We start from the raw sequence: 24,340 nt of genomic DNA, 5'->3' as shown, positions 1-24,340 counted from the left end.
TTTCAGGGTGATATGGGAGCGTAAGAACGCTACTGGAGGGTTAAATGTCCAATATCGCGGGTTTTGTATAGGTCGAGGAGGGGCGCATGGAGCCGGTGGCGGTCGGGCTGGTCGGAGCGGGGCCGTGGGCGGAGCTGGCGCACGCGCCGATGCTGGCCAGAGGGCCGCACACGCGGCTGGCCGGGGTGTGGGCCCGCAGGCCGGAAGCGGCGGCCAGGTTCGGCGCGCCGGTGTTCGAGCGGGTGGAGGACCTGTTCGACGCCTGCGAGGCCGTCGCGTTCTGCGTGCCGCCCGCCGTCCAAGCCGAGATCGGCGTCCGCGCGGCCCGCGCGGGCAAGGCGCTGCTGCTGGAGAAGCCGCTGGCCGACTCGCTCGAAGCCGCCGAGCGTCTGGCCGGCGCCGTGGCGGAGGCGGGCGTCGCCTCCCAGATGGTGCTCACCATGCGGTACGCCACCCAGACCCGCATCTTCCTCGCCCGGTGCGCCGAGATCGAGGCGTTCGGCGGCCACGCCGCCAACATCTCCGGCGCCCTCCTCGGCGACCACCACTTCGCCACCCCGTGGCGGCTCGAACGCGGCGCGCTCCTGGACGTCGGTCCGCACGTCATCGACCTGCTGGACGCCGCGCTCGGCCGGGTGACCGGCGTGCGCGCGCACGGCCACCCCCTCGGCTGGACCGGGCTGCTGCTGGAGCACGAGAACGGCGCCGTCAGCGAGGCGTCCCTGTGCATGACCGCCGTCGGCGACCTGCCCCCGTCGTCGTTCGCCGTGTACGGCCGCACCGGCAACGCCGTGCTGCTGCCGTTCGACGACGACCCCCTCGAGAACGTGGCCGCGGAGTTCGCGGAGACCGTGCGCGACGGCGGCGGGCACCCGCTCGACGCCGCCCACGGGCTCCGGCTCCAGCGGATCATCGCCGAGGCGGAGGCCCAACTGGCCCCTTGACGCCCGGCGCCATCGGGGGATTGATAGCGTTTGTCCGACGCGCAGCGTTGCAGCGAAGTCCGGTGCGAATCCGGCGCTGTCCCGCAACTGTCATAGCCAGGTCGCCTGCCGCTGCGCCGACGTCATCAGCCCTCGTGGAAAAGGGTGATCCGTCGCTCCATGCGGGTCTCTCGGTTCCGACAGTGTGAAAGGACTACTCGTGAGGCCCGTACGAACGGCCTTCGCGGGCGCGCTGCTGGGAACGCTCGTCCTGGCCGGCTGCGGCCAGGCCGGCACGACAGCCACCCCCTCCTCCGCCCCCGCGTCCTCGGCCCCCGCCGCCCCCTCGGGAGAGTTCCCCGTCACGATCGAGGCCGGCAACGGCCAGGTCACCATCGGCAAGAAGCCGGAGCGCATCGTCTCGCTGTCGGCCACCCACACCTAGACGCTCTTCGCCATCGGCGCGGGCCCCCAGGTCGTCGCCGTGGACAACCAGTCGAACTACCCGCCGGAGGCCCCCAAGACCGACCTGTCGGGCTTCGAGCCCAACGTCGAGGCCATCGTGGCCGAGAAGCCCGACCTGGTCGTCGTCTCCGACGACCTCAACAAGATCGTCGCCGAGCTGGGCAAGGTGAACGTGCCCGTCCTGGTGCAGCCCGCGGCCACCAAGCTCGACGACACGTACGAGGAGATCCTCGAGCTCGGCGCCGCCACCGGCAACAAGGCCAAGGCCGAGGAGGTCGTCTCCGGCATGAAGACGGCCATGGACAAGCTGGCCGCCGAGGCGCCGAAGGACACGAAGCTCACCTACTACCACGAGCTGGACCAGACGCCGTACGCCGCGACGTCGAAGACGTTCATCGGCCAGATCTACGGCATCTTCGGCCTCACCAACATCGCCGACAAGGCGCCCGCGTCCGCGGGCGGCTACCCCAAGCTCTCCGCCGAGTTCGTCGCCCAGGCCGATCCTGACCTGATCTTCCTGGCGGACGTCAAGTGTTGCGGGCAGAGCAAGGAGACGCTGGCCAAGCGGCCCGGATGGAAGAACCTGGCGGCGCTCAAGAACGACCAGGTGATCCAGCTCGACGACGACATCGCCTCCCGCTGGGGGCCACGCGTCGTCGACCTGGCCGAGGCGATCGGCGCAGCCGTGACCGAAGCGGGCGCGGGGAACGGCACGAGCTGACCGTGACCACGCAGGCCCGCCCGTCCAGGGCCAGACCCGCCTGGGTGGCGAGCGCCCTGGGCGTGCTGGCCGCCACCATGGTCGCCGGGCTGCTCGACGGTGCCGCCGACATCTCGCCGTGGCAGGTCGTGCTGCAGGTCGCGGACTGGCTGCCGCTCGTCCGCGTCGACTCCGGGCTCGCCCCCGTCGAGCAGGGGCTGCTGTTCGAGCTGCGGCTGCCCCGGGTCCTGGTCGCCGCCGTGGTCGGCGGGCTGCTGGCCATGGCGGGGGCGGGGTACCAGGGCGTGTTCCGCAACCCGCTCGCGGACCCCTACCTGCTGGGCGCGGCCGCCGGCGCGGGGCTCGCGGCGACCGCGGCCATCGTGCTGCTGCCCGCCGCGGAGGGCAGCGTGCCGATCGCGGCCTTCGCCGGGGCCGTGGGCGGCGTCTTCCTGGCGTACACGCTCGGCAACGCCGCCGGGCGCGCGGGCGGCACCGCCACGCTGGTGCTGGCCGGAGTGGCGGTCACGTCGTTCCTGACCGCGATCCAGACGTTCGTCCAGCAGCTCAATGTCGAGGAGCTGCAGCGCATCTACTCCTGGATCCTCGGCGACGTCGGCGGCGGGTGGGACCAGCTCTGGCTGGTCCTGCCGTACGGCGCCGTCTCCGCCGTCCTGCTCCTGCTGCACGGGAGGATGCTCGACGTGTTGTCCGTGGGCGACGAGGAGGCCACCAGCCTCGGGGTGCGCGCGGCGAGGGTGCGTTTCACGGTGTTGCTGGCGGCGTCGCTGGCCACCGCATCGGCCGTGGCGGTGAGCGGGCTGATCGGGTTCGTGGGCATCGTCGTCCCGCACGTCGTGAGACGGCTGGCGGGCGGCTCGTACCGGAGCGTGCTGCCGCTCTCGCTGATCGGCGGCGCGGCCTTCCTGGTGCTGGCCGACCTGGTCGCGCGCACAGTGCTGGCGCCCGCCGAGCTGCCGATCGGCGTGGTGACCATGTTCGTGGGAGCGCCGTTCTTCGTCGGCATCCTGCGCGTGACCAGGCGGGCGGCCACATGATCGGGGTCAGCGCCGTCTCCGTGCTGCTCGGCGGGCGCGACGTCGTCGCGGACGTCGGCCTCGACGTGCGCCGCGGCGAATGGCTGGCCATCATCGGGCCCAACGGCGCCGGCAAGTCCACGCTGCTCAAAGCGGTCATGGGACTGGTCGCGCACCGGGGCGAGGTCACGATCGACTCCCGGCCGGCCGCCGCGCTCAAGCCCCGCGCGCGGGCCAGGCTGGTGGCGTACGCGCCGCAGTCGCCGGCCCTGCCGCCCGACATGTCGGTCTTCGACTACGCGCTGCTCGGGCGCACCCCGTACATCCCCTACCTCGGGAGGGAGAGCGGGCACGACCGGCGGGTCACCACCTCCGTGCTCGACCGGCTCGACCTGACGGGGCTGGCCACCCGCCGCGTCGGCGAGCTGTCCGGCGGGGAGCGGCAGCGCGTCGTGCTGGCCAGGGCGCTCGCCCAGGAGGCGCCCGTGCTGCTGCTCGACGAGCCGACGACGGCGCTCGACCTCGGGCACCAGCAGCAGGTGCTGGAGCTGGTCGACCGCCTGCGCAGGGCCGACGGGCTGACCGTCGTCACCACCCTGCACGACCTGACCGTGGCGGGGCTCTACGCCGACTCCCTGCTCCTCATGGCCGGGGGCCGCGCGGTGGCCGCGGGCAAGCCCGCCCAGGTGCTGACCGAGGCGCTGGTGGGACGGCACTTCGACGCCCAGGTCAAGATCGAGCCCGGGCCCGACGGGCAGCCCGTCGTGCATCTGGTCAGGGGAGGACCGTGAAGCTGACGTACCGCGTGGAGGAGGACGCCCGGCTCGGGTCGCTGCTGTGGGAGTTCGGGCCCGGGTGGCGGATGATCTCCTCCGCGATGCTGGGCGGCGGGATCGGGACCCGCGCGTGGGTGCTGAACGCGCAGGTCGTGGCCGGCTACGCGCGGATGGACCCCGCCGAGCACCTGCGGTCGTTAGGCCCCCCGGGTGACGGGGTCGGGATGATGACCGCCGCGTCCGTCGACCGCTACACGCGCGCCGCGGACGGTGGAGTGGAGGCGGTGGCCACCGTCGGGCTGCGGGTGCCCACGTGGGCCGCCGCGCCGGAAGGCACCGAGGATCCCGAGCTCGCGCCCATGCGGGTGGGCACGGTCAACATCGTCACCGTGCTGCCGGTGGCGATGACGGACGCCGCGCTGGTCAACACGGTCATGACGGTCACCGAGGCGAAGACGCAGGCGCTCATCGAGGCCGGGTTCCCCTGCACGGGCACGGCCTCCGACGCGGTCTGCGTGGTGGTGCCCGCCGATGTGCCCGCCGGCGGGCCGCGCGAGGTGTTCGGCGGGCCGCGCTCGGAGTGGGGGGCGCGCGTGGCGCGCGCGGTGCACCAGGCGGTCCTGAGCGGCGCCGAAGCGTGGTGCCGCCATCACTCAAAGTGATGTTCTCCGGGGAAGTAGCATGTGGGCGAGGGCGTGACTCCCGATACTGGGTGGGTGACCGCAATGGCGACGATCGAACCGAAGAGCGGAACGGCCGCGCAGGAGCCGACCACGAGGCGCACGGTTCTCCCGGGTGCGCCGCCGTTCACCGTCGACGACCTGCTCGAGTTCCCCGACGACGGGAACCGATACGAGCTCTTCAACGGGAGCCTACTAGTGAGCCCTGCCCCCACCCCCCTGCACCAGCGTGTGATCACCCGGCTGATGATCATCCTCCAGAGCGCGGCCCCGCCCGAACTGGAGTGCCTGACCACGGTCAACGTTGGCCACAGCAGCGACAACTTCTACATACCCGACCTCGTCGTCGTCCCCGAGGAAGTGTCCGACGGGGTGGACCTGATGTACTCTCCCGGCGATCTGCTCCTCGCGGTCGAGGTGGTCAGCCCGAGCAGCAAGTCCGTCGACAGAGCGGCCAAGGTGGAGGCGTACGCGGAAGCGGGCATTCCCCTCTACTGGCGGATCGAGCCCATGGAAGGGCCGAGAATCTACGTCTACGAACTCGACGGTCGCACCTACGCGGGACCCGCCGTGCACAAGGCGGGAAACCTGGTCACCCTGTCGGCGCCCTTCTCCGTGACCTTCGATCCCGCCCAGTTGATGCGCCTCAGAGGGTGAACCCGTAGTCCTCGGCCGCTCCTCGAGGGGTGACGCGCCTCTCGTCGAGGTCGGCCAGGATCGCCTCCCTGTCCCGCTCGCCCGGCGGGCCGATGCCGCCCCCGCCCGTGGTCTCCACGATGAACGCCTCGCCCGCCGCGAACCGCACGTTGTTGACCTTCGACGCCAGGCGCTCCACGGTCCCGTCCGGATGACGCTTGAAGAACCCGCCCAGCCGCCCCGGCAGGCCGCCGTCGCGGCCCGGCGGCGGCAGCCGGAGCCGGTCGCCGCGGGTGGTGACGTGGCACTCGGCCAGGAAGCGGTAGACGGTCCGCGATCCCAGTCCGCCCCTGTGGCGTCCCGGGCCACCCGAGTCGGGGATCGTCTCGACCGACTCGACGATCAGCGGGCAGCGGCTCTCCACCGGCTCCGCCTGCGGCACCGAGTTGCGGCCGATCCCGAAGTGCACGCCCGTCGCGTCCGGCCCGTCCAGGCCCCGCCGGGCGCCCACGCCTCGCTCGCCGAAGTCGTACGAGAGGTGACTCCTCCGCTCCCTGAAGGGAGCGGCTTCTCGCTAAGCCGCTTGCGCAGCCTGGCGAAGGGCAAGCCCTGCCCTGAGGATGTTGATCGCCGCGTTGACGTCGGCGTGCGCGGCATGCCCGCACGCCGTGCAGGCGAAGTCGGCCTGGGTGGCGCGGTTCTCCCGTGCGCTGTGCCCGCAGTGCGAGCAGGTGCGGGAGGTGCCGGCGGGGTTCACCGCGATCAGCTTGCGACCGGCGCTTTCAGCCTTGTGCGCGAGGATCGTCAGGAACACCCCCCAGCCCGCGTCGGCGATGCTCCGGTTGAGGGCGGACTTGGCGGCGACGTTGCGGCCGGGGGTTTGGATCGTGCCGGACGCCGAGCGGGTCATGTTCGCGATCCGCAGGTCCTCGTGCACGATCACGTCATAGGTGCGGACCAGGGCGAGCGCGGCCTTGTGCGCGCCGTCCAGACGTTGCCTGCGCACCCTGGCGTGCAGCGCGGCCACGCGGGCCACCGCCTTGCGCCGCCGCACGGAGCCCCGACTCTTGCGGGCCAGAGCCCGCTGCGCGGCGGCCAGCCGGCCGGCGGACGCGGCCAGGTGGCGGGGGTTGATCAGATGCTGTCCGTCGCTGGTCGTGACGAGCGACGCCACACCCATGTCGATCCCCGCGACCGCGCCGGTGACGGGGAAGGACTCGGCGGGCACCTCGTCGCACGACAGGACCACGAACCAGCGAAAGCCCTCGCGCTTGACGCTGATCGTCTTCACCTGGCCGCGCACGGGCCGGTGCCGGTGGACGCGGACGTGCCCGATGCCCTGGAGCCGCACGTAGGTGGCTGTGGGGTGCTCGGGCTGGGAGTTCCACCGGCAGCCGTCGCCGTCCTTCGGCCACTCGACCGTGTCGAACCGGCCGCGCCCCTTGAACCGGGGGAAGCCCGGGGTGCGACCCGCGCGGACCCGCTTGAAGAACGCGGTGAACGCCTTGTCGAGCCGTCGCAGGGTGGCCTGCTGCGAGGAGAACGACCAACACCCCTGCCCGTCCGGGTCATCACCCCGGATGTGTTTCAACTCGGCCGACTGATCGCCGTACCGGACGCTCACCCCCGCCCTGGCGTAGGCGGTGCGGCGGTGCTCCAAGGCGGCGTTGTAGAGCTGGCGGTGGTCCTCCAGGCACGCCGCGAGCGCCGCCGCCTGCCGGGCGGTGGGGCGCAGCAGGAATCGGAACGACCTGCGCACACCCCACCCCCCATTACGCTCGGTAATGACACCACCACAATATCGGCTGGCGCCGACAAAATCAGGAAGGACATCCGTGATGCGCGGACCTGACAGGTCAGGGCACGCTCGGGCCTTGACGGCCCTCCCGCTACCGATTCACCCGTCGCCTCAAGGCGACGGTCCCCTCGGGAGACTCTGATGGGCACGCCGGTGCCCGCCCGGTGCCCGCCCGGTGCCCGCCGCGGCCAGCACTCCCGCGGCGGGGCCCGACTCGATCGTGGCCACCGCCCGCCGGGCGGCCAGCTCGGCGGAGATGACACCGCCGCTCGACTCCATGACGTGGATGGGCGCGTCGATGCCGATCCCGGCCAGCCGTTCGCGGAGCCGCGAAAGGTAGGAGGCCATCAATGGGCCGATATAAGCGGACATGATGGTGGTGGTGGCGCGCTCGTACTCCCGGATCTCCGGCCAGACGTCCGAGGACGTCACCACGTTCTGCACCGATTCGCGCAGGATCGCCGCCACCTGCCGCTCGTGCGCAGGATTGGCGTACGCATGCAGCAGGCACACCGCCGCCGACCCGATGCCGCGCCGGACGATCCCGGCGGCGGCCGCTCGTACGGACTCCGGGTCCAGCGGCGTCAGCACGGCGCCGCGCGCGGACATGCGCTCCACCACCTCGAAACAGTCGCCCGGGGCCACCGGCGGGGGAGGCGGCGTGAAGCGGAGGTCGTAGCGGTCCTCCTCGACCCGGGCGTACCGGCCGAGCGGGACGGTGGCGCGAAAGCCCTGGGTGGTGACGAGAGCCACCCGTACGCCTGTGCGTTCGAGCACCGCGTTGGTCGCCAGCGTGGTGGCGTGCACCACCCGTTCGACCTGGGCGGGGTCGCGGTCGCCGAGCGCGCGCGTAACGCCGGCGAGGATTCCCGCGATGGGGTCGTAGTGGGTGCTCAATACTTTGGCCACGGCCAGCGTGCCGCGCCGGGTCTCCTTGGCGCGAAGGACCACGTCGGTGAAGGTGCCACCGACATCGACGCCGATCACGAACCCCATCCGCGTACGTTACGTCCCCTAGCAAGCGCTTGTCTACGTAGTCGTCTATTGACTTACGGCACCCGATTGGGACCCTGGTCTTAATCCAGCCTTTGGGAGCGGAGAGATGGCGCGCCTCAGAGCACTTGCCAGTGGCGTCGCGGCGGCGCTCGTGCTGGTCGCGATGCCGGTCGCCGCACACGAGCATCCGAGCGGGATCACCGACCTGGTGAGCCCCGCCGTGGTACGGCTGGAGGCCGTGTCCCACGTGGAGATCACCCTGCTCGACCACGTCGGCCGGCTCAAACATGTGGAGCGGTCCTACGACTTCCCGTTCGCCGAGGGAACGGGGACCGTCGTCAACCCCGACGGGAGCGTCGTCGCGCTCCGCCGCCTGGCGGTGAACGACGACGACGTCGCCGTACGCGCCGCGAACAAGATCTTCGCCGAGCACCACGACGTCGAGATCCCGGCCGACGACAAGAAGCACGAGCTCCCGAACGAGCTGCTCGACCGGCACCTGCAGGACTGCTACCCGCCCAGGAGCGACACGGCCACCTGCATCATCAACGTGACCACGGAGATCACCGCCTTCCCCAACGTGTCGCCGGCCAGCGCCGACGGCTACCAGCTCAAGCTCGCCAAGGCGGGCGGGAAGGCCGACAGCCCCGCCGTGCTGGTGCCGCTCGACCCCGTGGCGGGAAGCGTCGGCATGCCCACCGCGCCGCTCGCGGACAAGGTGCCCGACCAGCAGGGCGCGCCCACCAGCGTGGCCGGATTCCTGGGCCGTCCCGGACCGAAGACCACCCACACGGTCGAGATCGCCCACCTGGGCCGGGGCGGCACGTCGGGCGACGCCGGCAGGCCCTTCACCGACCCCGACAAGAAGGTGAACGAGCCGGTGAAGCTCGGCGGCCTGGCCGACAGGGGCATGATCGGCGCGCCGGTCATCGGCGACAAGGACGGCCACGTCATCGGCCTGCTCGTCGGCGGCGGCGACGACGCCAGGATGATCGGCGTCAGGGAGATCACCAAGACCCTCACGGAGGCCGGCGTGGAGCCGCGCAGGGGCGCGATCGACACGGCGTTCGAGGCGGCGCTGACCCGCTACCACACGAAATACTTCACCGAGGCGGCGCCGGGCTTCCAGCGGGTGCTCGAGCTCTACCCGGGCAACGTGGTGGCCGCGGAACTGCTCAAGACCTCGCTGGCCAAGCGGGGCGGCCCCGAGGACCAGGGCACGCGGCAGGCGGCGGCCGAACCGGCCGGCTCCACACCGCTGTGGCCGTTCCTCCTGGCGGCGGGGATCCTCTTCCTGGCCGCGGGCGGCGGAGCCTATCTGCTGTGGCGCCGCCGCGCTCCCGAAGAACCGACCACACCGGCGCAGCCGCTCGCGGCCGGTCCACCGCCCGACGACGGCGCCCACCAGACCGTGGTCGTACGGCGCTCCCAGCCGTTCCACGTGGCCCCGCGGCAGCAGCAGGTGATGACCGCGCCGGACCCGGCGATCACGTACTGCACCTCGTGCGGTATGAAGCTCGGCCCCGCGCATCGTTTCTGCGGCTACTGCGGCCACCCCATCGAGACGTGATGCACGTGAACGAAAGATCGCTCATCGGCCAGGAGGTGGCCGGATATTACATCGAGGACATCGTCGGCAAGGGCGGCATGGCCGTCGTCTACCTGGCGCTAGACCCCCGGTTGAGCCGCCGCGTGGCGCTGAAGATCCTCAACCCGGTGCTCAGCGTCGACGACCGGTTCAGGCAGCGGTTCATCCTGGAGTCCAGGACGGTCGCCAGCATCGAGCACCCCAACATCATCCCGATCTACGAGGCCAACGCCGACGCCGACGGCGTGCTCTACATCGCCATGCGCTACGTCGACGGCCTCGACCTGCGCCGCCTCATCTACGACCGCGGGCCGCTGCCGCTCGGCCCGGCCAACCACATCTTCGCCCAGGTCGCCGCCGCGCTCGACGCCGCCCACGCGCACGACCTGATCCACCGCGACGTCAAGCCGGCCAACATCCTGCTGGCCGGCGACCACGTCTACCTCACCGACTTCGGCATCACCAAGCACCGCTCGTCGATCTCCGGGCTGACCCAGACCGACCAGTTCATCGGCACGCCCCGCTACATGTCGCCCGAGCAGATCAACAAGGAGACCATCGACGGCCGCTGCGACCAGTACGCGCTGGCCTGCGTCGTCTACGAGGCGCTGTCGGCGCGGCTGCCGTTCCAGCGTGAGAACGACATCGCGCTGCTCTGGGCCCACCTGGCCGAGCAGCCGACGCCGCTGTCGCAGCTCAGGCCCGACCTGCCGCCGCAGGTCGACGCCGTGATGATGCGGGCGCTGGCCAAGGCGCCCGAGCAGCGCTACGCGACCTGCGCGGAGTTCGTGACCGCGCTGCGCGAGGCGATGAGCGGGCGCCAGGGGGAGCCTTCGCCGGGAGGGTCCTCGGGGCCGCATCTCGTGCCCCGCCCCACACCGGGCTCGGGCCCGCACCCCGTACTCCGGCCAGGGCGGCACGCCGCCCACCCGGGCCAGCAGTCCGGTTCGCACGCCGACTCCGACCCTGGACCGCACGGGGATCCCCGCTCCGGTTCGCCTGGGGGCCCTCGTTCTGGTTCGCCGGTGGATCCCTACTCCGGTTCGCCCGCGGACCTCCGCTCCGGGCCGCAGGCGGATTCCTACTCCGGTTCGCACGCCGGGTCTCACGCCGGGCTCGCGTTCGCGGGTTCTCCGGGCGGTGCCGCGCCCACGCAGCCGTCCGCGCCGAGGCGTCCCGGACGCGTCCCGATCGTGGTGGCCACGCTGGTCGCCGCCGCCGCGGCGCTCGCCCTGGTCGTGATGATCGTCGTGAACCACCAGGGGGAGACCTGGTCCCGTTACAAGACCAGCTCCGCCGCGCCGCTCACGTTCGAGTACCCCGGCGACTGGGCCGTACGCACCCATCAGGACCTGTTCGCGGTGGCCTCGCCGCATGCCACCGAGTTCGAGAAGTTGTTCGTCGCCGGCCCCGCCGCCGACTGGTCGACGGTCTCGGAGATCGTCGCCGATGAGCCCGAGAGCGCCTCCGGTCTGTACGTCCAGGTCTCCGACACGCTCGACGCCGGCGGCACCTCCGAGCAGATGAAGGCCAAGATGGACGCCCTGCTGCCCGGCCAGGTCGACGTCGGCAGGCCCGTGCCGGACCAGGCCGGCAACAGCCCCGCGACCCGCTTCGACGGCGCGCTGCGCGACCCGGTCACCGGCACCAGGCTGGGTTTCGTCAGCTACGTGATCGACCGCGAGCCGAAGACCATGCTCGTCATGTACTTCTGCGCCAAGGCCACCTGTGACGACGCCACCCAGGCGCGCATCAGGCAGAGCGTCCACGTGTCCTGACGGCCGGCCTGTCTCATCATTCGGGAGGCTTTGGCGAAGAATGCCGGATCTGTGTGTATATTTTGCGCCTGAAAGCGGTAGAAGCAGGAGATTTTTCATGCATGCGTTCCCTCGGGTGTTGTTCGACGAGGCTCACAACGAGTCGTGGACCGTCCGGCGCGAGGTGGCCGAGGCCATCAACCCGGCCCATCCCGACGACAACAGCTACGCCCGCGCGGCCGGACTGCTGCGGCACCTGGGGCACACGGTCGCGGCCCACACGGCCGGAGCGCTCGGCCCCGAGGTGCTGGCGGACCAGGACGTCCTGGTCATCGCGCACCCGTCCGGGGAGCGGTGGGAGCGGACGACCGGCCAGGGCAGCCCCGTCCTCACCGCCGCCGAGCTGGACGCCGTCCAGTCCTTCGTCGCGGCGGGCGGCGGCCTGGTGGTGCTGGCCGAGGAGGAGCAGGACAAGTACGGCAACAACCTGAACGAGCTGCTCGCACGGTTCGGGGTGGGCGTCGAGCACACCACCGTGCGCGACCCGAAGCGCGCCCACCGGGACGTGGCCACGTGGGTGCTGGCCGAGCCCGCCACCTCGGGCGGGCTGCTCGCCGGCGTCGGGACCGCCTGCTTCTACCGTTCCGGCGCGCTCACCGTGACCGCCGAGGGCGGGCTCGCGGGGGGCGCGACCGTGTTGTTCGCGAGCTCGCCGAGCGCCGACCCCGCGGGCGCGCCGCTGGCCCTCGCGCTCCGGTACGGCCAGGGCCGCGTCGTCGTGTTCGCCGACTCCGACCTGTTCGGTGACGACTCCATCGACGACTACGACCACCGCACGCTCTGGGGGAACGTCGTCACCTGGGCCGCCCGCGTCCCGGCTCCCGGTGCGGGATCCGCGCGTGAGGAGGCCCGTGGCGGAAGGGCGGCGGTGTTCGGCAGGCTCAAGGAGGCCGTCGAGGAGCTCAGGCCGCTGCAGGTCAAGGACGGCTCGGTGCCGGAGCAGTCGAAGGGCAGGGCCGGCGAGCTGGTGGAGGCGATCGCGGGGCACCTGGGCGAGATTTCGCCGTACTTCCCGCATGACGCCGCCTACCTGCGGGCCGTCCAGGCTGACCTGGCCACGTGGGCCGAGCAGGGCCTCGGCGTGCCCGACTTCCTCGACTCGCTCGACCTGTTCCACCCCGACCGCCAGCGCGAGGACGGTCTGGAACACGTCGTCGTCTTCCCCATGTACACCCAGAACGGCAACCCGAACCGCAACCTCGAAGCCGTCTGGATCCGCACGATCTGGCCCGGCTGGCTGGCCGAACTGGAGGCGGACGGCTACGACAACCCAATGTTCGTGCCGATCGCGTTCGAGGACTTCACCTCCGGCTACGACACCCACTCCGCCGTGCTGTTCCCCGAGACGGTCGCGGTGCGGACGGCGCCCGAGCGGTTCACCTGGGGCGGCATCTTCGCCGACCGGGAGGCCGCCAGGTTCCGGCGGGTGTCCAGGGCCGCGACCGAGACGCTCCGGCTGGACCTGCCGCCCGACGCTGCCAGGCTGCTGGAGTCGCAGCGGCTCGCGCAGGACACGTTCGTGCTGTGGGACCTGGTGCACGACCGCACCCACAGCCACGGCGACCTGCCGTTCGACCCGTTCATGATCAAGCAGCGGATGCCGTACTGGCTGTACTCGCTGGAGGAGCTGCGCTGCGACCTGACCGCGTTCGGGGAGGCGGTGAAGCTGCAGGCGCGGGGAGTTCCGTACGCCCGGTACGTGCAGCTCGCGATCCTGTTCGACCGGCTGTTCAGGTTCCCGATCACGGGGGAGCGGGTGCGGAACTACGACGGGCTCGGCGGGCAGCTGCTCTTCGCGTACCTGCACCGCAACGACATCGTGCGGTGGACGGACAACCGGCTCACCATCGACTGGGAGCGGGTCGCCGACGGCGTGGCCGACCTGCGGGGCGAGGTCGAGAAGTTGTACCGCGACAGCATCGACAGGTCCAAGCTGGCGCACTGGCTGGCGGCGTACGAGCTGGTGAGCGCGTACGTGCCGCCGCACCCCGCCTCGACGTGGGCGCAGGGGATCCAGGCGCTGCCCGAGGAGCAGAAGGCCAAGGTGGACGCGGTGCTGCCGGACGAGTTCCCCCTGAGCATGTTCTACGAGGCGCTCCGCCGTAAGCTGGCCGACGTGGTCGAATCGACTAAGGGACTCCGAGCATGATCATTCTGGTGACCGGGGCCGGCGGGCCCACCGGCGAGGCAGTTACCGGATATTTCCGGAAGAATGGGCACACCGTGATCGGCGTGGACAAGCAGGACGTCGACCTGCTCGACCGCGCCGCCGTCCACGACCTGGCCGGCCGGATCGACCGTGAGCACGGGCGCGTCGACGGCGTGGTGCACCTGGTCGGCGGGTGGCGCGGGGGCGGCTCGTTCGCCGACACCGACCTCGCCGACTGGGACGTGCTGCACGACCTGCTGATCCGCACGCTCCAGCACGTGTCGCTGGCCTTCGAGCCGCTGCTGCGCCGCAGCGACAACGGCCGCTTCGTGATCGTCTCGGCCAAGGCGGCCCAGAACCCGGAGGCGGGCGGCGCCGCCTACGCGGCGGCCAAGGCCGCGTCGGAGGCCTGGACGCTCTCCCTGGCCGACGCGCTCCGCGGCACCTCGAGCGCGGCCACCATCCTGGTGGTCAGAGCCCTGGTGAATGACGCCATGCGCGCGGCCAGGCCGGACGCCGCGTTCGCCGGCTTCACCGACGTCAACGACCTGGCCGCGGCGGTCGGCAGCCTCTACGACCGGCCCGCGGCGGAGATCAACGGCACGCGATGGGACCTGACTTCTTGATTCCCCGGCACGACCCCCAGCTCATCTCGTTCGCCAGCGACAACTACGCCGGCGTGCACCCCGAGATCCTCGAAGCCGTCGCGGCGGCCAACGGCGGGCACCAGATCTCCTACGGCGACGACGTCTACACCGAGGCCCTGCAGGACACCTTCCGGCGGCACTTCGGCGAGCGCGCGCAGGCCTGGCCGGTGTTCAACGGCACGGCCGCGAACGTCGTCTCCCTGCGCGCCATGACCGCCCACTGGGAGGCGGTCATCTGCGCCGAGAGCGCCCACATCAACACCGACGAGGGCGGGGCGCCCGAGGTCACCGGCGGCATCAAGCTGCTGACCGTCCCCACACCCGACGGCAAGCTCACCCCCGAGCTGATCGACCGGCAGGCGTGGGGGTTCGGCGACGTGCACCGCGCCCAGCCGCGCGTCGTGTCCCTGTCCAACACCACGGAGCTCGGCACCGTCTACACCCCCGACGAGATCGCCGCCATCTGCTCCCACGCCCACGACCTCGGCCTGCTCGTCCACCTCGACGGCTCCCGGCTCACCAACGCCGCCGCCGCCCTCGACGTACCGATGCGGGCCCTCACCACGGACGCCGGGGTCGACGTGCTGTCGTTCGGCGGGACCAAGATCGGCCTCCTGTACGGCGAGGCGGTCGTGGTGCTCAACCCCGACGCGGCGCGGGGCGTCGACTACATCCGCAAGACCTTCATGCAGCTGTCGTCGAAGATGCGGTTCGTCTCGGCGCAGTTCGAGGCGCTGCTGGACGGCGACCTGTGGCTGCGCAACGCCCGCCAGGCCAACGCCATGGGCCGGCGGCTCGCCGAGGCCGTGCGCCCCATCCCGGGGGTGCGGGTGCCGCGCCCCGTCGAGGCCAACGCCGTGTTCGCCGTCCTGCCCAAGGACGTCGTCCTGCGGCTGCAGAAGCGGTTCCGTTTCTACATGTGGAACGAAGCCGTGGGCGAGGTGCGCTGGATGTGCGCGTTCGACACGACGGAGGCGGACGTCGACGCCTTCGCCGCCGCGGTCGCCGAGGAGATGACCGCCGCCGCCTCCTCCCGGCCCACCACCTGACACCACACCGTTCCGGACCCGCCCCGGCGCGCGGGGTCCGGTCCGGAACGTCGACGCCGGTCGGGCGCGGAGGTCAGGGGCGGAGGGCGAGGCGGGCCGCCTGCCAGCCTCCCATGCCGTGCGCGCCCGGCCCCGGCGGCGTCGACGAGGAGCAGAGGAACACCCCGGGCAGCGGTGTACGCCAGGGCGCGGGCGACCAGACCGGGCGCCTGACGAACTGCCCCAGGCTCGCCAGGCCGCCGCTGATGTCGCCTCCGACCAGGTTGGGGTTGGCCGCCTCCAGCGCCGCGGGCCCCATGGCGTGGCGGGCGAGGACGCGGTCACGGAAGCCCGGGGCGTACCGTTCGATCTGGCTCTCGACGGCGTCCGTCATGTCGACGTCCGAGCCGTGGGGGACGTGGCAGTAGGCCCACAGCGTGTGCCCGCCCCGCGTGGGGTCGGCCGCGTACGGCTGGACGAGCAGCACGTACGGCCGCGGCGAGTGCCGCCCGGCGGCCGTCTCCGCCTCGCTGAGCACGATCTCCTCCAGCGTCCCGCCCAGGTGCACCGTGCCCGCGCCCGCCACCGCGGGATCCCGCCACGGCACGGGCCCGTCCAGCGCCCAGTCCAGCTTGAACACCCCGGGCCCGTGACGGAAGCGACGCAGGCGCCGCAGGTAGCCGCCGGGGAGGTCGGCCATCGACATGAGCTGCCGGGGCGTCACGTCGAGCACGATCGCGGGCGCGTCCAGCTCCGCGAGCCGGTGCACGCGGTGGCCGGTGACGGCCTCCCCGCCGAGGGAGCGCAGCTCGGCGACGAGGGCGTCGGCGAGGACCTGCGACCCGCCCCGTACGAGCGGCCAGCCCACCAGGTGGGCCAGGGACGCCAGCAGCAGGCCGTAGCCGGCGGTGATGGGTGAGCGCAGGTCGAGCACGGAGTGGGCGGCCATGCCGGCGATCACCGCCCGTCCTTCCACGGTGCTGAACGCGCGCCTGGCGAAGGTCGTCGCGGGCAGCGCCGCCATCGTCCCGAACCTGGCCGCCCGCGCGAACGTGGACGGCGGGACCGTCCACGGCCCGAGCGGTTTGAGCAGCAGCTCCACCAGGGGAAGCCCGGCCCTGGCGGTCGCCCCCGCGGTCGCCAGCCACGCGCCCGCGTCGCGCCCGAGCCCTTCGGCGGTGCGGCGGGCGCCGCGGTGCACGAGTACGGCGGGACGGTCGTCGAACGGATGGGCGGCGGCGACCGGTGGATGGGCGAACTCGACGCCCTGGAGCCGGAGCTCGCGGAAGGCGGGGGAGGCCAGGGTCATGGCCATCACCGTCGCGCCGAGGTCGTGCACCCGGCCGGGGAGCGTCAGCTCGCCGGAGCGCAGACCGCCGCCGAACCGGTCGGCGGCTTCGAGCAGCAGCACCCTGCGCCCGGCGCGGGCCAGCAGGACGGCGGCGACGAGCCCGTTGGGCCCGGACCCCACGACGGCGACGTCGGGGCTCATGGCCCTATCGGGGGGTCAGGATCGACGGGTAGGGCCGCGCGCCCCGCTTCTCGAGCAGCTTGGTCATGAGCTCGATCTCACCGCTCTGGCTGGCGACGATCTTCTGGGCCATGTTGACCACCTCGGCCCGCGTGGAGAGCTTGAGCAGGCCCTCGGCCATCTCCACGCCGCCCTCGTGGTGGCGGATCATCAGCTGCAGGAAGAGCACCTCGGCGTCCTTGCCCTGCGCCTGCCTGAGCTTGGTCAGCTCCTGCGGGCTCGCCATGCCGGGCATGGTCCCGGGGGCGCCGGGAGCGGGTGACGCGCCGCCGTGTCCGTGACCGCGCATCCAGGTCATCGCGGGCTGGTCGGTCGACTGCGTGAGCTCCCACTGCTGCAACCACCCCAGGAACATGCCGCGCTGGTTGGCCTGGGTGTTGATGATGTCGAAGGCGAGGCTGTCGATCTCGGGGGCGGGGCCCTTGTCCCTGATCTTGAACGCCATGTCGACGGCCTGCGCGTGATGGGTGGCCATGTCGCGGGCGAAACCGGCCTCAGGGGAGGTGTCGCCGGGGGTGCCGCCGCGGCCGAACAGCAGGAACGCCGCCACGGCCAGCACCAGCACGCCGGCGATGGCGAGCAACGATTTCCGCGCGGGCGTTTCCATGGTCAGTACAGCGTACCCACCTGGGGCAGCGCCCGTGATCGGACCCTTGTGAGGCTCTTATTACCCCCATACGCCCGGAGGGCATAGGGTGACCGGAGTTTGGTACGCCGATGGAGGAACGATGGCCAAGGAGAAGGCGCAGGCACGGCGCGAGCATCTGGACAGGATGCGGGCCGAGCAGCGGCGCAAACAGCGCCGCGCAGCGCTGCTCATGTGGGGCACCGGCGGTCTCATCGTCGTGGTGCTCGTCGGCGTGGTGGGCTTCTATCTCGTCAAACAGGCCCGTGAGACCTCGCTCGACGCGGTGACCAGCGCGAAGTACGAAGGCGGCCAGCACGTGTGGGCCAAGGTCTCCTACAAGGAGACGCCGCCGGTGGGCGGCCAGCACCACAACAACTGGCAGCAGTGCGCGATCTACGACAAGCCGATCCACAGCGAGCACGCGGTGCACTCGCTGGAACACGGGGCGATCTGGATCACCTACCGGCCCGACCTGCCGAAGGCGCAGCTCGACGCGCTGACGGAGGTCGCCTCCTCCACGGGCCAGCAGGACTACATGCTGATGAGCCCGTTCCCCAACCTGCCGTCGCCGATCGTTGTCTCGTCGTGGGGCCACCAGCTGAAGCTGACCGACGCCAACGACCCGAAGCTCGGGGCGTTCATCAAGAAATACCAGAACGGGCCCGACACTCCCGAGCTCGGCGCCACCTGCGGCGGCGAGGCCGCCGTCACCACCACGGCCGACCAGGCGCCCCTGCCGCCCGAGCCCACGGGCCAGCAGCAGTCGCCGATGGAGACCACCTCCCCGGCGCCCGGCGAGTCCCAGCAGTAGGAGCACTCAGGCGAGCACGTCCTCCGGCGGCGTCCACTCCAGCGCGTGCGCCTCGGCCACGGGCCGGCTGGTCAGCCGGCCCCCGTGGGTGCTCAGGCCGAGCGCCAGCGCCGGGTCCTCGCGCATGGCCCGCTGCCAGCCCCGGTCGGCGACGGCCAGCGCGTACGGCAGCGTGACGTTCGTGAGCGCGAACGTCGAGGTGTGCGGCATCGCGCCCGGCATGTTGGCCACGCAGTAGAAGATCGAGTCGTGCACCCGGTAGGTGGGCCGCTCGTGGGTGGTCGGGCGGGAGCCGGCGAAGCAGCCGCCCTGGTCGATCGAGATGTCCACCAGCACCGAGCCCGGCTTCATCCGGCTGACCAGGTCGTCGCTCACCAGCGTCGGCGCCTTCGCGCCGGGCACCAGCACGGCGCCGATGACGAGGTCCGCCTCCAGCACCGCGCGCTCGACCTCCAGCGTGTTGGAGGCGATCGTCTGGCAGTGGCCCTGATAGATCAGGTCGGCCTGGCGCAGCTTGTCGATGTTCTTGTCCAGCAGCACCACCTCGGCCTGCATGCCGAGGGCGATGGCGGCGGCGTTCATGCCGGACACCCCGGCGCCGAGCACCACGACGTGTGCCGCCCGCACGCCGGAGACGCCGCCCATCAGCACGCCTCTGCCGCCCTCCGAGCGCATCAGATGGTAGGCGCCGACCTGCGGCGCCAGCCGGCCCGCGACCTCTGACATGGGCGCGAGCAGCGGCAGCGCGCCGCCGGGCGTCTGCACGGTCTCGTAGGCGACCGCGGTGCAGCCCGAGTCGATCAGGGCTCGCGTGCACTCCTTGTTCGCCGCCAGATGCAGGTACGTGAACAGCACCTGGCCCTTGCGCAGCCGGTGGTACTCCTCCGGCATCGGCTCCTTGACCTTCATGACCAGGTCGGCCGCGGACCAGAGCTCGTCGGCCTCGGGGACCAGCACGGCGCCCGCCGCGGCGAAGTCGGCGTCGGGGATGGACGAGCCGGCGCCCGCGTCGCGCTCGACGTAGACCTGGTGGCCGTGACGGACGAGCTCGTGCACCCCGGCGGGCGTCAGGGCCAGGCGATATTCGCTGTTCTTGACCTCTTGGGGTACACCGACCTTCATAAGACAACTCTTTTCGCCAATATGGTGATTTACCCTCAGTCTTCCTTCTATAGCGGCGAGAAGTGAGGATTGTTCGGCTGATTACCTGCGTGCCGCCCGTCCTCGATAAGCTCACCCGCATCCCGAACGTCAGGATGAGGTCGTCATCGATGGACAAACCCGAAGAGCCGCCACCCGCGGACCCGGGAGAGCCGCAGGCCAGCAGGCTCACCACCATCGTGCTGATCGTCTCGCTCGTCCTCGTCGTGCTCGTGGCAGGTGTGCTCGGCACGGTCGCGGTCCTGATGACCCGCAGTCCCGACACCCCGCTGTTAGGCGGCACGCCGCCCACGCGGCTGTCCGTGCCGATCCACTTCGCCCCCGTCAGGGAGGCCAAGCCCGCCCCCTGCCCCGGCGACCCCGCCGTGCTCGACGCCGAGCAGACCACCTGCTACCTCCTTGAGGACGGCGTCACGGTCGGCGCCGTGCAGAAGATCGAGCCGGTGCGCGAGAGGGACGGCCAGTACTCCGTGCGCATCGCGATCGCGCCGGCGTTCAAGGAGCGGCTGGTCCAGCTCATCGACGAGCAGGTGCCCGAGCAGCGGCAGGTCGCCGTCGTGCTGGCGCCGGAGAAGCCCGAGGTGCCCAAGACCGTGCTGGCCGCGCCCATCGTCACGCAGCACATGGACGGCGACAGCATGAGCATCGCGGGATACACGAAGGAGGATGCCGACGCGCTGGTGGCGCGCCTGCTGGGCGGCACGCCGAGCGCGACCCCGTCCGGCCCTGCCTCCAGCGATCCCGTTCCGACCGGCCCCGCGTCCACGGGCCCCACCTCCACCGGGCCGACCTCCAACGGGTCCACCTCCACCGGGCCGACCTCCACCGGGCCCACCTCCACCGGCGTTCCGCGGACGACCCAGACCGGCGGCACCGGCACGACGCAGACCGGCGCAGCGCGCTCCACCGACCGCCGCTACGCGAGCTGCAAGGAGGCCGTGGCCGCCGGCGACGGCCCTTACTACCAGGGCACGCACGCCGAATACGGCTGGTACACCGACGTCGACCGCAACGGCGTGGCCTGCAACAGCGCCGACATCCGTTAGGTGAACAGCTGCTCCAGCCCGTCGATGGCGAAGTAGGCCAGGAAGACCAGCGAGACGATCCAGAGCAGCCACGGGATCTCCGAGAAGCGGCCCCTGGCCGCCTTGATGAGGGTGTAGACGATCACTCCGGCGCCCACGCCGTTCGTGATCGAATAGGTGAACGGCATCAGCGCGATCGTCAGGAACGCCGGCACGGCGAGGTCCGGATCGTCCCAGGGCACGTTCCTGCTCTGCATCATCATCAGCGCCCCGACCAGCACCAGCGCGGGTGCGGCCGCCGCGGCGGGCACCACCCCGGCCAGCGGCGTGAACAGCAGCGTCACGCCCAGCAGCGCCCCGGTCACCACGCTGGCCAGGCCGGTCCTCGCGCCCTCGCCGACGCCGGCGGCCGACTCCACGAAGACGGTGTTCGCCGAGGCGCTGGCCGAGCCGCCCACCATGCCGGCCACGCCGTCCACGGTCAGGATCCGGCCCAGCTGGGGCACCTGCCCGCGCTCGTCGATCAGCCCGGCCTCGTCGCTGACGCCGATGATCGTGCCCATGGCGTCGAAGAAGCCGGACAACACCAGCGTGAACAGCACCACGGTCGCCGTCAGCGCCCCTGCCCTGGCGAAGCCGCCGAACAGGTCGAACGCGCCGACGAGCCCGAAGTCCGGCGCCGAGACCAGCGACTCGGGCACGCGCGGCGCGACCACGCCCCACGCCTGCGGGGGGATGGTGGCCAGCGAATTCACCACGATGGCGAGGACGGCGGTGACGGCGATGCTGATGAGGATCGCGGCCGGGGTCCTGCGGACGTACAGGACGATCATCAGGAGCAGGCCGAAGCAGAACAACGTGACCGGCCAGCCCGCGAGGTGGCCGGTCGCGCCGAGCTGCACGGGCGTGCCCTCGCCCGCCGCCACGAACCCGGCGTCCACCAGGCCGATCAGGGCGATGAACAGCCCGATCCCCACGCTGATGGCGTGCTTGAGCGCGAGCGGGATCGCGTTCATGATCAGCGTGCGCAGGCCGGTCACGGCCAGCACGATGATCACCAGGCCTTCCAGCACCACCAGGCCCATGGCCTGCGCCCACGTCATGTGTGGCGCGGCCTGGTAGGCGACGACCGCGTTCAGCCCGAGCCCGGCGGCCAGGCCGAAGGGGGCGTTGCCGACGACGGCCATCAGCAGCGTGGAGACGGCGGCGGCCAGGGCGGTCGAGGTGGTCAGCTCGGCGATCGAGAGCCGGGCGCCCGTGACGTCCCTGGCGCCGGCCAGAATGATGGGGTTGAGCAGGATGATGTAGGCCATGGCCATGAACGTCGTGAGCCCGCCACGCACCTCACGGCCGACGGTGGTCCCCCGCCCGGTGAGCTCGAAGAACCTGTCGAGCACGCCATCCCCCCAACGATCAGGGGGCATGCCGGGCCATTACCCGGCGGGGGACGAGATCACGCCTTCTCGTGCCGCCCGTGGCCTACCAGGCCGACGAACTCGTCGAGCCCGATCGTCCCGTCGCCGTCGTTGTCGGCGGACGCGATGAACGCCTCGATCTCGCTCTCGGACGCGCCCAGCCCGCCCAGAGCCTCGTTGGCCTGGCGGATCTCGGCGGCGGTCAGCAGGCCGTCGCCGTCGGCGTCGAAACGCCGGAACTCCGCCTCGGCCGCCTCACGTGCGCTTGCCATGAGAAACCTCCCCGTTGTCGAACAAGGCGATATCTTCTGGCCTAATCGGAACGCGAGTCAACCGGAGGCCGGTCGCCGCGCGCACCGCCGCCGCGATGGCCGGGGTGGAGGAGAGGGTCGGAGGCTCGCCGGCGCCGCGCAATCCGTACGGGGCCGCAGGGTCTGGATTTTCTAGGATTTTCATCTGCATGGGCGGCATGTCGAGGATGGTGGGGATCAGGTAGTCGGTGAAGGACGGGTTCAGCACGAGGCCGTCGCGGACCTGGATCTCCTCCATCAGCGCCAGCCCCAGCCCCTGCGCGGACCCGCCGTGGATCTGGCCCTCCAGCGCCTGCGGGTTCAGCACCCGGCCCACGTCCTGCACGGCCGCCAGCTCGACCACCTTGACCAGGCCCAGCTCCACGTCCACGTCCACGACCGCCCGGTGCACGCAGAGCGCGAGCTGCGTGTGCGAGTCGCCCTGCCCCGTGACCGGATCCATCGGGTACGTGGGGCGGTGCCGGTACTCACGCGTCTCCTCGATCGGCCCGGACCTCTCCAGCGCCTCCCGGGCGGGCCGGCCGCCGAACCGTTCCCGCACGGCCTCGCAGGCCGCCCGCACCGCGCCCCCGGTGACGTACGACTGCCGGGAGGCCGACGACGAGCCGGCCGAGCCGACCGCGGTGTCGGCGGTGGCCACGGTGACATTCTCGATGCCCAGCTCCGTGCGGGCGATCTGCGCCTGGAGCGTCACCAGGCCCTGGCCCACCTCGACCGCCGCCGTGTGCACGGTGACGTGCGGCTCGCCCCCGACCAGCTCGGCACGCACGCGGGCCGTGGAATAGTCGTCGAAGCCCTCGGAGAAGCAGATGTTCTTGATCCCGACGCCGTAGCCGACGCCCCGGCGCACCGCCTCGCCGTGGGTCGTCTGCGAGACGCCGCCCGGCAGCGCCCGCAGGTCCGTGGCGGGCGGCCCCTGCGGCAGCGGCATCGACTCCAGGTCGCGCAACATCGCGGCCAGCGGGGCCGGAGCGTCGATCAGCTGGCCGGTGATGAGGCGCGAGCCCTGCGCGACGGCGTTGCGGACGCGGATCTCGACCGGCGACAGGCCGCACGCCTCCGCCAGGCGGTCCATCTGCGACTCGTACGCGTAGCACGCCTGCACCGCGCCGAACCCGCGCATCGCGCCGCACGGCGGGTTGTTGGTGTAGACGCCGGTGGCGTCCACACGCACGTTCGGCACCTCGTACGGCCCCACGCCCAGCGAGGCGGCGTTGCCCACGACCGCGGGTGAGGACGAGCAGTAGGCGCCGCCGTCCAGCAGGATGTCCGCCTTGACGTAGACGAGCCGGCCGTCGCGGGTGGCGCCGTGCTCGTAGCGCATCAGGGCCGGATGGCGGTGCACGTGGCCGAAGAACGACTCCTCGCGCCCGTAGACGATCTTCACGGGGCGGTTCAGCCGCAGGGCCAGCATGCAGGCGTGCACCTGCATGGAAAGGTCCTCGCGCGCGCCGAACGCGCCGCCGACTCCCGACAGCGTCAGGCGTACCTTGTCGTGCGGCAGGCCGAGGCAGGGGGCGAGCTGGTCGCGGTCCACGTGCAGCCACTGGGTGGCGATGTACAGGTCGACGCCGCCGTCCTCGGCGGGCACCGCCAGCCCCGACTCCGGGCCGAGGAAGGCCTGGTCCTGCATGCCGACCTCGTACTCGCCGGAGACGACGACCTCCGCCTCGAACGTGTCGCCCCGGCGTACCGGCTGGTGGCGGACCACGTCCCTGGCCTGGCGAGGGTCGGTGACCGCCTCGCGTACCTCGTAGTCCACCACGATCGCGGCAGCCGCCCTGCGGGCCGTCTCCGGATGGTCGGCGGCCACCAGCGCCACCGGCTCCCCCTGGTAGCGGACCTGGTCGATGGCCAGCACCGGCTGGTCCCTGCGGTCCAGCCCGAAGAACTTGGCGCCCGGCACGTCCTCGTGCGTGAGCACCGCCAGCACCCCGTCGATCTTCAGCGCCGGGCCCGCGTCGATCGAGCGGATCCACGCCGACGGGTGCGGGCTGCGCAGCGTCACGCCCCACACCATGCCGTCCAGCCACAGGTCAGAGGCGTAGGCGAACTCGCCGGTCACCTTGAGCACGGCGTCCGGCCGCCGCGCGCTCTCACCGACGCCCTGTCCCGCGGTGGTGGTGCTCGCCGTCTCCGTCATCTTCCGAGTAGAGCACCGCCGCCGGTTCCGTCCTATGCGCCCGGAGTCAAATCCGGGTCAGCGGTTGTGCACACC

Annotated in this window: 22 protein-coding genes and 1 pseudogene; 14 read left to right on the top strand and 9 right to left on the bottom strand. The window is 71.7% G+C overall.

Annotated elements, in window-relative coordinates; translation table 11 throughout:
- Positions 1-86: 86 nt before the first annotated feature.
- The 7 genes from ACTWPV_RS13145 (at position 87) to ACTWPV_RS13115 (ending at position 5,238) form a co-directional block, all read left to right on the top strand.
- The gene (locus ACTWPV_RS13145) at positions 87-944 is read left to right on the top strand and encodes a Gfo/Idh/MocA family protein (RefSeq protein WP_347642490.1); all 858 of its coding nucleotides are present in this window, start codon (positions 87-89) and stop codon (positions 942-944) included.
- Between the two features lie 199 nt (positions 945-1,143).
- Positions 1,144-1,368, top strand: coding sequence for a hypothetical protein (locus tag ACTWPV_RS13140; protein WP_443151952.1), 225 nt, complete (start codon positions 1,144-1,146; stop codon positions 1,366-1,368).
- 12 nt (positions 1,369-1,380) lie between these two features.
- Positions 1,381-2,109: an ABC transporter substrate-binding protein gene (locus ACTWPV_RS13135; RefSeq protein ID WP_443151980.1), complete on the top strand. Its 729-nt coding sequence runs from the start codon at positions 1,381-1,383 to the stop codon at positions 2,107-2,109.
- Between the two features lie 2 nt (positions 2,110-2,111).
- On the top strand, positions 2,112-3,146 hold the full coding sequence (locus ACTWPV_RS13130; protein ID WP_347642492.1) for a FecCD family ABC transporter permease: 1,035 nt from the start codon (positions 2,112-2,114) through the stop codon (positions 3,144-3,146).
- On the top strand, positions 3,143-3,916 hold the full coding sequence (locus ACTWPV_RS13125) for an ABC transporter ATP-binding protein (protein WP_443151951.1): 774 nt from the start codon (positions 3,143-3,145) through the stop codon (positions 3,914-3,916). The genes ACTWPV_RS13130 and ACTWPV_RS13125 overlap by 4 nt, the downstream gene beginning before the upstream one ends.
- A complete protein-coding gene (locus ACTWPV_RS13120) occupies positions 3,913-4,563 on the top strand; it encodes an adenosylcobinamide amidohydrolase (protein WP_443151950.1) in 651 nt (216 codons plus the stop codon). Before ACTWPV_RS13125 ends, ACTWPV_RS13120 begins: the two co-directional genes overlap by 4 nt.
- A gap of 63 nt (positions 4,564-4,626) precedes the next feature.
- Complete coding sequence (locus ACTWPV_RS13115; protein ID WP_443151949.1) at positions 4,627-5,238, top strand: Uma2 family endonuclease; 612 nt, start codon at positions 4,627-4,629, stop codon at positions 5,236-5,238.
- Here ACTWPV_RS13115 and ACTWPV_RS13110 read toward each other — a convergent pair.
- From ACTWPV_RS13110 to ACTWPV_RS13100, 3 genes and pseudogenes are all read right to left on the bottom strand, one after another.
- Positions 5,228-5,746: pseudogene (locus ACTWPV_RS13110) on the bottom strand (hydantoinase B/oxoprolinase family protein); the annotation flags it as partial. The gene ACTWPV_RS13115 and the pseudogene ACTWPV_RS13110 sit on opposite strands and share 11 nt — an antisense overlap.
- A 45-nt stretch (positions 5,747-5,791) precedes the next feature.
- A complete protein-coding gene (locus ACTWPV_RS13105; protein ID WP_443151948.1) occupies positions 5,792-6,976 on the bottom strand; it encodes an RNA-guided endonuclease InsQ/TnpB family protein in 1,185 nt (394 codons plus the stop codon).
- A gap of 150 nt (positions 6,977-7,126) precedes the next feature.
- Positions 7,127-8,011 (bottom strand): hydantoinase/oxoprolinase N-terminal domain-containing protein, encoded by an 885-nt coding sequence (locus ACTWPV_RS13100; protein ID WP_443151947.1) that lies wholly within the window; start codon positions 8,009-8,011, stop codon positions 7,127-7,129.
- Between the two features lie 106 nt (positions 8,012-8,117).
- Here ACTWPV_RS13100 and ACTWPV_RS13095 point away from each other — a divergent pair, with 106 nt between their 5' ends.
- The 5 genes from ACTWPV_RS13095 to ACTWPV_RS13075 all read left to right on the top strand — a co-directional run bounded on the left by ACTWPV_RS13095 (position 8,118) and on the right by ACTWPV_RS13075 (position 15,261).
- Positions 8,118-9,581 (top strand): hypothetical protein, encoded by a 1,464-nt coding sequence (locus tag ACTWPV_RS13095; protein WP_443151946.1) that lies wholly within the window; start codon positions 8,118-8,120, stop codon positions 9,579-9,581.
- Positions 9,581-11,377 carry a serine/threonine protein kinase gene (locus tag ACTWPV_RS13090; RefSeq protein WP_443151945.1) on the top strand — a complete coding sequence of 599 codons (1,797 nt, stop codon included), beginning with the start codon at positions 9,581-9,583 and terminating at the stop codon, positions 11,375-11,377. Before ACTWPV_RS13095 ends, ACTWPV_RS13090 begins: the two co-directional genes overlap by 1 nt.
- Positions 11,378-11,474: 97 nt before the next feature.
- A complete protein-coding gene (locus tag ACTWPV_RS13085; protein ID WP_443151944.1) occupies positions 11,475-13,565 on the top strand; it encodes a DUF6421 family protein in 2,091 nt (696 codons plus the stop codon).
- Entirely contained in the window at positions 13,562-14,191 is a 630-nt protein-coding gene (locus ACTWPV_RS13080) for an SDR family NAD(P)-dependent oxidoreductase (RefSeq protein ID WP_443151943.1), read from the top strand. The genes ACTWPV_RS13085 and ACTWPV_RS13080 overlap by 4 nt, the downstream gene beginning before the upstream one ends.
- Positions 14,173-15,261: a threonine aldolase family protein gene (locus tag ACTWPV_RS13075; RefSeq protein ID WP_443151942.1), complete on the top strand. Its 1,089-nt coding sequence runs from the start codon at positions 14,173-14,175 to the stop codon at positions 15,259-15,261. The genes ACTWPV_RS13080 and ACTWPV_RS13075 overlap by 19 nt, the downstream gene beginning before the upstream one ends.
- A 73-nt stretch (positions 15,262-15,334) precedes the next feature.
- Here the strand turns inward: ACTWPV_RS13075 and ACTWPV_RS13070 are convergent, their stop codons facing one another.
- Entirely contained in the window at positions 15,335-16,732 is a 1,398-nt protein-coding gene (locus ACTWPV_RS13070; protein ID WP_443151941.1) for a phytoene desaturase family protein, read from the bottom strand.
- Positions 16,733-16,736: 4 nt separating this feature from the next.
- Positions 16,737-17,378, bottom strand: coding sequence for a DUF305 domain-containing protein (locus ACTWPV_RS13065; protein WP_443151940.1), 642 nt, complete (start codon positions 17,376-17,378; stop codon positions 16,737-16,739).
- A gap of 121 nt (positions 17,379-17,499) precedes the next feature.
- On the opposite strand from ACTWPV_RS13065, the gene ACTWPV_RS13060 reads away from it, so the two are divergent.
- The gene (locus ACTWPV_RS13060) at positions 17,500-18,210 is read left to right on the top strand and encodes a DUF3105 domain-containing protein (protein WP_443151939.1); all 711 of its coding nucleotides are present in this window, start codon (positions 17,500-17,502) and stop codon (positions 18,208-18,210) included.
- 6 nt (positions 18,211-18,216) lie between these two features.
- Here the strand turns inward: ACTWPV_RS13060 and ald are convergent, their stop codons facing one another.
- Positions 18,217-19,332 carry an alanine dehydrogenase gene (ald, locus tag ACTWPV_RS13055; protein WP_443151938.1) on the bottom strand — a complete coding sequence of 372 codons (1,116 nt, stop codon included), beginning with the start codon at positions 19,330-19,332 and terminating at the stop codon, positions 18,217-18,219.
- A gap of 149 nt (positions 19,333-19,481) precedes the next feature.
- Here ald and ACTWPV_RS13050 point away from each other — a divergent pair, with 149 nt between their 5' ends.
- Positions 19,482-20,417 (top strand): excalibur calcium-binding domain-containing protein, encoded by a 936-nt coding sequence (locus ACTWPV_RS13050; protein WP_443151937.1) that lies wholly within the window; start codon positions 19,482-19,484, stop codon positions 20,415-20,417.
- On the opposite strand, the gene ACTWPV_RS13045 is transcribed toward ACTWPV_RS13050, so the two are convergent.
- Genes ACTWPV_RS13045 through ACTWPV_RS13035 form a run of 3 tightly spaced genes read right to left on the bottom strand, consistent with a single transcriptional unit; the run spans position 20,414 to position 24,265 of the window.
- A complete protein-coding gene (locus ACTWPV_RS13045; RefSeq protein ID WP_443151936.1) occupies positions 20,414-21,793 on the bottom strand; it encodes an NCS2 family permease in 1,380 nt (459 codons plus the stop codon). The genes ACTWPV_RS13050 and ACTWPV_RS13045 overlap by 4 nt on opposite strands.
- A gap of 56 nt (positions 21,794-21,849) precedes the next feature.
- Positions 21,850-22,083: an EF-hand domain-containing protein gene (locus ACTWPV_RS13040; RefSeq protein WP_347642507.1), complete on the bottom strand. Its 234-nt coding sequence runs from the start codon at positions 22,081-22,083 to the stop codon at positions 21,850-21,852.
- Positions 22,067-24,265, bottom strand: a complete 2,199-nt coding sequence (locus ACTWPV_RS13035; protein WP_443151935.1) for a molybdopterin cofactor-binding domain-containing protein — start codon at positions 24,263-24,265, stop codon at positions 22,067-22,069. Before ACTWPV_RS13035 ends, ACTWPV_RS13040 begins: the two co-directional genes overlap by 17 nt.
- Between the last annotated feature and the right edge of the window lie 75 nt (positions 24,266-24,340).

This window comes from Nonomuraea sp. KM88, assembly GCF_052245635.1.
GTDB lineage: Bacteria > Actinomycetota > Actinomycetes > Streptosporangiales > Streptosporangiaceae > Nonomuraea.
This window is presented reverse-complemented; position numbering and strand designations above follow the sequence as displayed.

Coding starts and splice junctions, on each gene's coding strand:
- ACTWPV_RS13145 (WP_347642490.1), top strand. CDS start 87: ATGGAGCCGGTGGCGGTCGGGCTGGTCGGAGCGGGGCCGTGGGCGGAG.
- ACTWPV_RS13125 (WP_443151951.1), top strand. CDS start 3,143: ATGATCGGGGTCAGCGCCGTCTCCGTGCTGCTCGGCGGGCGCGACGTC.
- ACTWPV_RS13115 (WP_443151949.1), top strand. CDS start 4,627: ATGGCGACGATCGAACCGAAGAGCGGAACGGCCGCGCAGGAGCCGACC.
- ACTWPV_RS13100 (WP_443151947.1), bottom strand. CDS start 8,011: ATGGGGTTCGTGATCGGCGTCGATGTCGGTGGCACCTTCACCGACGTG.
- ACTWPV_RS13095 (WP_443151946.1), top strand. CDS start 8,118: ATGGCGCGCCTCAGAGCACTTGCCAGTGGCGTCGCGGCGGCGCTCGTG.
- ACTWPV_RS13090 (WP_443151945.1), top strand. CDS start 9,581: ATGCACGTGAACGAAAGATCGCTCATCGGCCAGGAGGTGGCCGGATAT.
- ACTWPV_RS13085 (WP_443151944.1), top strand. CDS start 11,475: ATGCATGCGTTCCCTCGGGTGTTGTTCGACGAGGCTCACAACGAGTCG.
- ACTWPV_RS13080 (WP_443151943.1), top strand. CDS start 13,562: ATGATCATTCTGGTGACCGGGGCCGGCGGGCCCACCGGCGAGGCAGTT.
- ACTWPV_RS13075 (WP_443151942.1), top strand. CDS start 14,173: ATGGGACCTGACTTCTTGATTCCCCGGCACGACCCCCAGCTCATCTCG.
- ACTWPV_RS13070 (WP_443151941.1), bottom strand. CDS start 16,732: ATGAGCCCCGACGTCGCCGTCGTGGGGTCCGGGCCCAACGGGCTCGTC.
- ACTWPV_RS13065 (WP_443151940.1), bottom strand. CDS start 17,378: ATGGAAACGCCCGCGCGGAAATCGTTGCTCGCCATCGCCGGCGTGCTG.
- ACTWPV_RS13060 (WP_443151939.1), top strand. CDS start 17,500: ATGGCCAAGGAGAAGGCGCAGGCACGGCGCGAGCATCTGGACAGGATG.
- ald (WP_443151938.1), bottom strand. CDS start 19,332: ATGAAGGTCGGTGTACCCCAAGAGGTCAAGAACAGCGAATATCGCCTG.
- ACTWPV_RS13050 (WP_443151937.1), top strand. CDS start 19,482: ATGGACAAACCCGAAGAGCCGCCACCCGCGGACCCGGGAGAGCCGCAG.
- ACTWPV_RS13040 (WP_347642507.1), bottom strand. CDS start 22,083: ATGGCAAGCGCACGTGAGGCGGCCGAGGCGGAGTTCCGGCGTTTCGAC.
- ACTWPV_RS13035 (WP_443151935.1), bottom strand. CDS start 24,265: ATGACGGAGACGGCGAGCACCACCACCGCGGGACAGGGCGTCGGTGAG.